The organism is Zoogloea sp., assembly GCF_017302315.1.
Taxonomy (GTDB): Bacteria; Pseudomonadota; Gammaproteobacteria; order Burkholderiales; family Rhodocyclaceae; genus Zoogloea.
Genome location: NZ_JAFLDT010000010.1, coordinates 83,079 through 90,989, shown reverse-complemented (window position 1 = coordinate 90,989; position 7,911 = coordinate 83,079). Strand labels below are relative to the sequence as shown.

Genomic DNA, 7,911 nt, shown 5'->3' with positions numbered 1-7,911 from the left:
GGCAAGGGCGCCGACATCTTCAAGAAGACCTGTGCCATGTGCCACCAGACCGGCGTGGCCGGTGCGCCCAAGCTCGGCGACAAGGCCGACTGGGGACCACGCATTGCCCAGGGCAACGACACCCTCTACAAGCACGCCATTGAAGGTTTCAACGGTGCCAAGGGGGCCATGCCACCCAAGGGCGGCAGTCCGGCCCTGAGCGATGACGAGGTGAAGGCCGTCGTGGACTTCATGGTGGCCAAATCCCAGTAGGAAGGGCAACGACACCCGATTGCCCGTTGTCTCCTTCTCACCTCAGCGCGTACCCCCACGCGCCAAGGCCCGGTCGTCTTCGTGCGGCCGGGTTTTTTTTCGACGGAAGCGGCCGGACAGGCCCTTGGGGATGACAGGTGCCTGCAGCCCGCTATCCTGATAGTCTGGACAGACAAAGCGCGGACACAAGGGGAGGGACGATGGACATCCAAGCGGCGGTGGGGGCCTGGGAGAAGGGCGCCCGCAATGAACGGAAGGACGTGGAGACCGTGCAGACGATGCTGGCTCAGGCCGCGCGCCTGCTGGGCTGGGCCGACGTGGATCCGAAAGGGGTGGACGGGAGCATCGCCCGGCCACCGCGCAAGTCCGGCACGGTGGCGGCCATCAAGGCCTTCCAGCTTCGGGTGGGCCTTGAGGCGACGGGCGTGCTGGCACCCGCCAGCGAGGACTGGGGGCGTCTGTTGCTGACGGTGGCGAGTGCGCCGCCCACGCCCGGGGGCGATAGTGTCTTTCCCTTTGCCCGGCCGGCGGTGGCCGACTGGATTCATCCGCCTCGTTCCTTTGGCTCCCGGCGCAGCGGGGGGCGCCGAGCCCATGCCGGCTGCGATCTGTATGCCCCGGTGGGGCGCCTGATCCATGCTGTCCGGGACGGGGTGGTCATCCGCGACCCCTATCCCTTCTATGCCCAGACGGACGCCCTGGAGATCGATCACGGTGATTTCGTGATCCGCTATGGGGAGATCAAGCCCGACTGCACCCTACGCAAGGGCGAGCAGGTGAAGGCGGGGCAGGTGATCGCCCGGGTGGGCCTGCTGGTCGGCATCCAGGTGCCCAGTGCAATGCTGCACCTGGAAATGTACGACGGCAGCGCCAGTGGTCCGCTGACGGCGCCCGAGAGTGTGTCGGCGCGCCGGGCCGATGGCGTGCCCTTCCTGCGTCGGGCGGATCTGATGGATCCGACCCCCTTCCTCAACGTGTGGCGCACACGACTGGCCGGCACATGAAGATCTTCGTTTCCCTGCTCGCCTGTCTGATGGCCGGCAGCGTACTGGCCGCATCCCCGTGCGAACTCGGCCCGCCCCGGCAGGGTGAGCACGAGGCCCGTAGCCTTGAGGTGGATTTTGATGGCAATGGGCGCACGGACCGGCTGTGGTTGTTGCCTGCCGCGAGTCAGCCCGCGGCCCGCGGCCGGGCCGTTGATCCCTGGCGGCGCCTGCAGCGCCCCTTCGACCCGGCAGCGCTGGCCCTGGTCATCGACCGGGGCCGGGCGGGCGACTGCCTGCTCATCCAGAACCGGCGTTTCTTTGCCACCCCGATCTGGGAGGAGGGGGAAGCGCCGGTGCACATTCTCAAGCGTAGCTCGGCACCAACACGGGCCTGGCGGAAAGTGGCCAGGGGCTGGCGGGGTGACGGGGTATTGCTGGGCACGGAGGCCGGCATCGACATCCTGCTCTACTGGGATGGTCGTCAGCCGCGGATCGCCCAGCGCAACGAGGCGCCCTGAGCGCCCATCCCTACAGGAGGCTCCCATGGCCGTACATTTCAAGTATTCCCGGGATTTCATCATCGGCGGGCCGGCCAAGGCTCAGCTCACACCCAGTTTCCAGCTACGCGAATATGCCCGTCCGGATGGCACGGTGAAGGTCCATCGGGAACTGGTCGGATCGGTGCAGGTCTTGCGTGACGCCGTGGGCACGCCCCTGAAGATCGTCTCCATGGTGCCGGCCGATGGCCTGGGTGCCGGCCTGGAGGGCCGCTTCGTGTGGGTCAGCGGGGCGAAGCCCGCCGAGGTGGTCAAATCGGCTTCTCGGCTGGCCCAGGAAGGGCACTTCCTGCGGGTTGAGGCCCGGGGTGAGGGGATCTACCTGGAGATGCCCGATCCGGCGGCCCTGCCGGCGGTGCGTCCCGAGTTGGCCATCGCCAACGCCCTGCGCGTGACGGCCGCCTTTGAAACCAGCGGCGATCCGTTTCAGCAGGTCACCGGCAATTTCGATGGGGCGGGGCTGTCCTTCGGCCCTCTGCAGGTCAACCTCAAGACCGGTACCCTGCAGGCGCTCTTTGCCCGCTTTGCCGCCCGCAATGGCCCGGCCCTGCAGGCCGGTTTTGGTGGGCTGTGGCCCGAGTGGCAGGCCATGCTGCGCCTGCCCAGCCGCGCCCGGCAGATCGCCTGGGCCGATGCCCTCTCGCGGGGCGGGCGCAAGACCGACTTTGAGCCGGCCTGGAAGGCGGCGCTGCAGGCGGTGGGGCGGACGCCGGACTTCCATGCCGAGACCCTGCTATACGCCTACGACATCTACGGCCGCAAGCTGATCGCCGCCCTCTCCTGGCTGCACGGCCTCAAGCCCATCCGCATCGACAACCTGCGCTGTCTGGCGTCCCTGTATGACCTGTGTGTGCAGCAGGGTAGCCTCGACAAGGCCCGGGATGCCATCCGCAGCCGGGTGGGGCGCGAGAACCCCACCGACCAGTTCCAGCTCACCCGCATCGCCGTGGAGGAGCGCGGCAAGACCGCCTTGCCCCAGTGGCGCGCCGACTGCGTGAGCCGTCGCCTGTGCATCCTGGAGCGCGAGCCCGTGGCCGTGAGCCTCAATGGCAAATCCGCCGAGCGGGAAAACCCCCAGCTCTACCTGCTGCGCAATGCCCCGGTGAGCCGGATAGAGCAGTACCTGCTGTAGGCGGGTGTTGGTTCCGTGGGGACTGTGGGGGCGACTTCAGTCGCCCGCGGGCTTCGATCAAGGGCCTGTCGTTGATCAACGCACGATGGGCGACTGAAGTCGCCCCTACAAGTCGCCCTTACAGGTCCAAAACGGGCCTCTGGCTGCTTGGCCTAGTGGTTGTGCTGCCCGCCGCTCAGGCTCTTGATGAGCTCCCGGGTGATCTCGCTGAACTGTAGCACCTTGCCGCCCTGGGCCTTGATGTGGGCGTCGGCGGCGTCGCGGGTGGCGAAAGCCGGGAGGTTGGGCTCGTTCATCGGGCCGCGGGCCTTGGACCCCATCACATAGAGCGCCTTCCTGGCGTCGACCCAGGCCTTACTGTTGTAGTCTGCGACCCAGATCGCGCCCACGTCGACCAGCTTGTGCTGCTTGTCGAAGACGATCATGTTGTTGAGGAAGCGGAACATGTCTACCGGTGAGTCGAAGGTGCTGGCGGTCTGGTCATTGAAGACGATCTGGCCCATCCACTGGGGGGTGCGGTAGGGATACATGCCACATACCGGGCAGCGGGTGGAGCGCTGCACGTACTGGGGAGAGAGGTCGGCCGCCGTGGCCACCGGGGCCTGGGCCAGGGTGAGGAGGGCGGTGGCGAGCGCAGCGCAGAAAAGGCGGGGCGTCATGTCGGTCGGGCTCCGGCGGAGGTGGTCAGGCGGTCCAGTAGCGGGTCGGCCAGGATGGCAACGATGATCCGCTGCAGATTGTCCCATGGCGCGACGCCGGGGAGGGTGAGCGGATCGTGGTGCAGGCTGCCGTCGGCGCCGTGGAGGTGATTGGGGAAGGTGGCGAGATCCCGGTGCAGGGGGGCGGTGTCGATGCGTAGTTCGGCTTCGCCCCAGGACCAGGTGATGGCGTAGGCGTGGGGGTCGGCGATGCGGGCCTCCAGGCTGACGCCGTTGCTGAAGTGGGCAATGAGGGCATCGAGCTTGAGCTCCACTGCGCGCTCCAGGTGTTCGCCGAAGTGCTCTTCAATGCGTGTGGCCAGATCGAGGTGCATGCTCATCGTCCCTGGCTCTCCTCGATGCGTGTGGCCAGATCGGCGCGTACCTGGATGGCCAGGTCGGTGAGGATGCGGGCGGACACGTAGTGTTCGTAGGCGGGGTGTTCGGGCAACTCGCCCTTGCTAATGCAGGCAAGGGCCTGCTCGGGGTCGGCGGCACCCAGGCGGGCCAGCACGTCGTCGCGGGCGGCGCGGACTTCGTACATCAAACGGGCGATCTGCTCGATCTCCAGGGCGTCTGCGGGGGGGATGGTGCTGTAGATCGGGTCCATCGGCTCACATTCTCTGATCGTGGAGGGCACCGCCGTCGAGGCGGGTCATGTCGGCGGTGATTTCGGCGTAGGGATGAACCTTGCCCCCTTCTTCCGTGGCGAACTTCTGGGCACCCTCGCGGGTGCCGAAGGAGGGGATGGTGGGCCCCATGGCACCACGTTTCTTCGAGCCGACCACGTAGAAGGCGGCCTTGGCGTCGATCCAGGCGCCCTTGGGCGCAGCCCAGTCGGCCTTGTCCATGTCCTGCACGTAGGCGGCGGACACCTTGCGGGCCTGTTCGGGCTTGAGCAGCAGGGAGAACATCTCGGTGGTGTCGCAGAAGAACTCGGGTTCGGGCTGGCCGGCGTAGTGGATCTGGGCCTTGGGGCCGGGGTAGTCGGCGAGCAGCATGCCGTCCAGGGCGCAGTAGGTGTCCTGGGCGATCTCCTTGGGGGTGACGGTGCTGGTGCTGTTCTGGCCACAGGCGGCGAGCAGGCCGGCGGCCAGCAGCAGCACTGCGGTGTGGGCGAGGAGGGGCGGGATTTTCATCGTTCGAATCTCCAGATGGCCACGGCAAGCGGGCCGACGATCCAGGCGAGCATGACGCCGCCGAGGGTGGCGGGGTTGCTCAGGGCTTCGGGGAAGACGGTGGCGAGGCCGTACAGGGTGCGCACTTCGTCCAGGCTGAACACATTGAGCACGCGGAACACGTCGGCCGGGTTGAGCAGCAGCAGATAGGGGAAGATTGCGCCGCCGTAGTCGCCGGCAGTGACCACCAGGGCGCCCAGCAGCAGCAGGTCGAAGACCAGCACGAAGAAGAACCAGGTGCCGATGGCGAGGCCGGAGGCGCGGGTGCGGTCGGCGGCGAACACCGACAGCATCACCGCGAGGCTCAGGAAGGCGAAACCCAGCAGGATGGCCGAGGCCATGAAGCCGGCGTAGTGGAAGAGGGCGCCCGGGCTGAGGCTGGGCGACAGGATGACGCCCACCGCGCCGAAGCCTGCGATGGTGGAAAAGGCCAGCGCCGCGGCGAGGCCCGCGTATTTGCCGAGGATCAGCTCCTTGCGGGTGATGGGCAGGGTCAGCAGCAGGTCGAGGGAGCCGCGCTCGCGCTCGCCGACGATGGCGTCGAAGCCGAGGATCAGGGCGATCAGGGGGATGAGGTAGATCACCAGGCTGACCAGGGAGGCGATGGTCACGTCGATGGAGCGAAAGCCCACGGCGCCCTGCTGGGCGGCGCCGAAGTAGGCGATGACCAGGGCGAATACGGTGAACACGATGGACACGGCCAGCACCCAGCGGTTGCGGATGCGGTCCCAGAATTCCTTGCCGGCGACGATGCCGATCTGTCTGAAGTCGATGGAGAACATGGCTCAGGCCCGATAGCCGAAGAACACGTCTTCGAGGGACGGTTCGCGCACGTGGAGGTCGCGCAGGGTGTCGCCGAGGGTGGCCAGGCGGGTGAGGGCCGGCATCTTGGCGTCGCGGGAGAGGCGGATGTGCAGCATGTTGCCGGACTCCTCAATGCTGTCGATGGCGAGCCCTTCCATGGCCCGGCTGACCTCCTCGCGCAGGCCGGCGCCGCCGGCGATCTCCAGGGTGAGGGGCAGGTTCATGGCTTCGCGCAGGGCCTGGACAGTGCCGGTGGCGCGGATCTGGCCGCCCTCCATGATGGCCAGGCGATCCACCCGCTCCTGGATCTCGGCGAGGATGTGGGAGGTGAGGACCATGGTCACGCCTTCGCCCTTGAGCTCGCGCAGGATGCGGTAGAAGTCGCGGATGGCACCGGGGTCGAGGCCGGTGGTGGGCTCGTCGAGGAACAGCAGGCGCGGTGTGCCGAGCAGGGCCTGGGCAAAGCCGAGGCGCTGGCGCATGCCCTTGGAGTATTCGCGCACGCGACGCCCGGCTGCTTCGGTGAGCCCCACCTTGTCGAGCAGGGCGGCGCACTCGCGGCGCGGCACGGCCTTGAGGTCTGCAAAGAAATACAGGGTTTCGAGCCCGGTGAGGTTGTCGTAGAGGACGACGTTCTCGGGCAGGTAGCCGATCTTGCGCCGGGTCTCGCAAAAGCGCGGGCCGGTGATGGGCTCGCCATCGAGATGGATCTGACCGGAGGTGAGGGGAATCAGGCCGAGCATCATCTTGAACAGGGTGCTCTTGCCGGCGCCGTTGTGGCCGATCAGGCCGAAGAGTTCGCCCGGGGCGATGGACAGGTCGACACCTTTGACGGCCTGGATGCTGCCGAAATCCTTGGTCACCCCGCGGGCTTCAACGATAGTGCTTGCCAAGCCAGTTTCTCCAGTCGGAATGTTCGGGGCGCATGCGCGGCTTGGGGTCCACGATGCTGGGGGCGCGCAGCAGCGGAAACTGCTGGGCGATGAGGCGCAGGGTCTGGATGGCCGGGCTGGCCAGCAGCAGCTTGACCATGGGGTGCCGCCACGACAGACGGTCCACCATGTCGTTGGCTTCGTAGGCCACATCGCCGTGGCCGTCACCGTTGCGGTCCCAGCCCACGTAGTTGCTCCAGTGGTTGCCGCTGTCCACGCCCCACTTTTCATCCTTGGAGGCCACGTACTTCACTTGTTCGCGGTTGGAGATGAAGTCGTTCTTCTCGACCACGTTGCGTACCGAGCCGGCCCACACGTGCATGCCCACCTGGTTATCCACCACCAGGTTGCCGCGCAGGGTGTTGTATTCGGCGTCGTAGATGAAGAAGCCCCGGGCGTTGCCGGCGACGATGTTGTTCTCCACCACCGCGTCCTGGATGGTGCGCAGCATGATGCCGTGGTCGGAATTGCCCCAGGCCCGGTTGTTGCGCACCACCTGGTCGCGCACTTCCATCAGGGCCAGGCCGCCCCGGTTGTAGTAGGTGTCGTTGTCCTCCCACAGATTGCGGTAGGAGTTCATGTAGTGGGTGCCGTAGCGGCTGTGGTGCATGCGGTTGCCGCGGAAGATGGCGTCGTGGGACACGTCCACGTAGATGGCGTCGCGCACGAAGCTGATGTTGTTGCGCAGGATGCGGGCACCGGTGGTGTTGTAGAGCTGGATGCCGTTGCCGCGCTGGGACGAGTCGAGGTCGCGCTTGCCGGTGATCAGGTTGTCCTCGATCACCACGTCCTTGGCCTTCTCGATCCACAGGCCGAACAGGGTGTAGCTGAAGTCGCAGCGGCTCACCCGGGCCCGGTGGCTGCCCGGCTGGATGTAGATGCCCGCGTGCTGCTCGCCCAGGTCGGCACCCGAGTCGGCAACGATGAAACCTTCGATGCTCACGTCTTCGGCGGCGACCCGCACGGTGTCACCCTTGCCGCGCCCGTCGAGGGTGGGGCGGCCCTGGCCGATGAGCGTGAGCGGTTTGTCGATGCGCAGGTTTTCGGTGTAGTGACCCCGGGCAACACGGACGGTGTCGCCGGGGACGGCGTGCGCGATGGCCGCCTGGATGGAGTCTCCGGGCTGCACTTGCCAGGTCGCCCCGAACACACTCCCGGTCAGGCTGACCAGCAGCACGGCCAGACACCGGGCGGTGCAGCCGCGGCGGGCAGGGCTGGCGTGGCGAAGGCGAAAGGGCATGGCGGTGGGGTGGAAGCGGAATGCGCTGAGTGTGCGGCGGATTGCCGCATGCAGCCTTGATGTATGTGAATTCTCGGGGGCATGGACCGGTCGATGTCCATCCGTTGGCCGCGGAGTGCGACCAGGTTGATT

11 protein-coding genes are annotated in these 7,911 nt (G+C 67.0%); 4 read left to right on the top strand and 7 right to left on the bottom strand.

The genetic code is table 11. From position 1 onward, the window contains the following. From J0L98_RS05790 to J0L98_RS05775, 4 genes are all read left to right on the top strand, one after another. Positions 1-252 (top strand): c-type cytochrome (locus tag J0L98_RS05790; protein ID WP_296410606.1); only part of this gene is annotated, 252 nt, incomplete at its 5' end. Positions 253-452: 200 nt separating this feature from the next. Next, positions 453-1,256 carry a peptidoglycan DD-metalloendopeptidase family protein gene (locus J0L98_RS05785; RefSeq protein ID WP_296410604.1) on the top strand — a complete coding sequence of 268 codons (804 nt, stop codon included), beginning with the start codon at positions 453-455 and terminating at the stop codon, positions 1,254-1,256. Then, on the top strand, positions 1,253-1,756 hold the full coding sequence (locus J0L98_RS05780; RefSeq protein ID WP_296410603.1) for a hypothetical protein: 504 nt from the start codon (positions 1,253-1,255) through the stop codon (positions 1,754-1,756). The genes J0L98_RS05785 and J0L98_RS05780 overlap by 4 nt, the downstream gene beginning before the upstream one ends. 25 nt (positions 1,757-1,781) lie before the next feature. Further along, entirely contained in the window at positions 1,782-2,927 is a 1,146-nt protein-coding gene (locus tag J0L98_RS05775; protein WP_296410602.1) for a hypothetical protein, read from the top strand. A 152-nt stretch (positions 2,928-3,079) separates the two neighbouring features. Here the strand turns inward: J0L98_RS05775 and J0L98_RS05770 are convergent, their stop codons facing one another. The 7 genes from J0L98_RS05770 to J0L98_RS05740 are packed head-to-tail and all read right to left on the bottom strand — an operon-like array spanning position 3,080 to position 7,779. Next, positions 3,080-3,586 (bottom strand): nitrous oxide reductase accessory protein NosL, encoded by a 507-nt coding sequence (locus J0L98_RS05770; protein ID WP_296410601.1) that lies wholly within the window; start codon positions 3,584-3,586, stop codon positions 3,080-3,082. Continuing rightward, on the bottom strand, positions 3,583-3,966 hold the full coding sequence (locus J0L98_RS05765) for a hypothetical protein (RefSeq protein ID WP_296410599.1): 384 nt from the start codon (positions 3,964-3,966) through the stop codon (positions 3,583-3,585). The genes J0L98_RS05770 and J0L98_RS05765 overlap by 4 nt, the downstream gene beginning before the upstream one ends. Next, a complete protein-coding gene (locus J0L98_RS05760; RefSeq protein ID WP_296410598.1) occupies positions 3,963-4,235 on the bottom strand; it encodes a hypothetical protein in 273 nt (90 codons plus the stop codon). Before J0L98_RS05760 ends, J0L98_RS05765 begins: the two co-directional genes overlap by 4 nt. Before the next feature lie 4 nt (positions 4,236-4,239). Next, on the bottom strand, positions 4,240-4,764 hold the full coding sequence (locus J0L98_RS05755; RefSeq protein WP_296410597.1) for a nitrous oxide reductase accessory protein NosL: 525 nt from the start codon (positions 4,762-4,764) through the stop codon (positions 4,240-4,242). Beyond that, on the bottom strand, positions 4,761-5,576 hold the full coding sequence (locus J0L98_RS05750; protein WP_365954296.1) for an ABC transporter permease subunit: 816 nt from the start codon (positions 5,574-5,576) through the stop codon (positions 4,761-4,763). Before J0L98_RS05750 ends, J0L98_RS05755 begins: the two co-directional genes overlap by 4 nt. A gap of 12 nt (positions 5,577-5,588) precedes the next feature. Further along, complete coding sequence (locus J0L98_RS05745) at positions 5,589-6,500, bottom strand: ABC transporter ATP-binding protein (protein ID WP_296410595.1); 912 nt, start codon at positions 6,498-6,500, stop codon at positions 5,589-5,591. Further along, entirely contained in the window at positions 6,481-7,779 is a 1,299-nt protein-coding gene (locus J0L98_RS05740) for a nitrous oxide reductase family maturation protein NosD (protein WP_296410594.1), read from the bottom strand. Before J0L98_RS05740 ends, J0L98_RS05745 begins: the two co-directional genes overlap by 20 nt. Positions 7,780-7,911 lie beyond the last annotated feature (132 nt).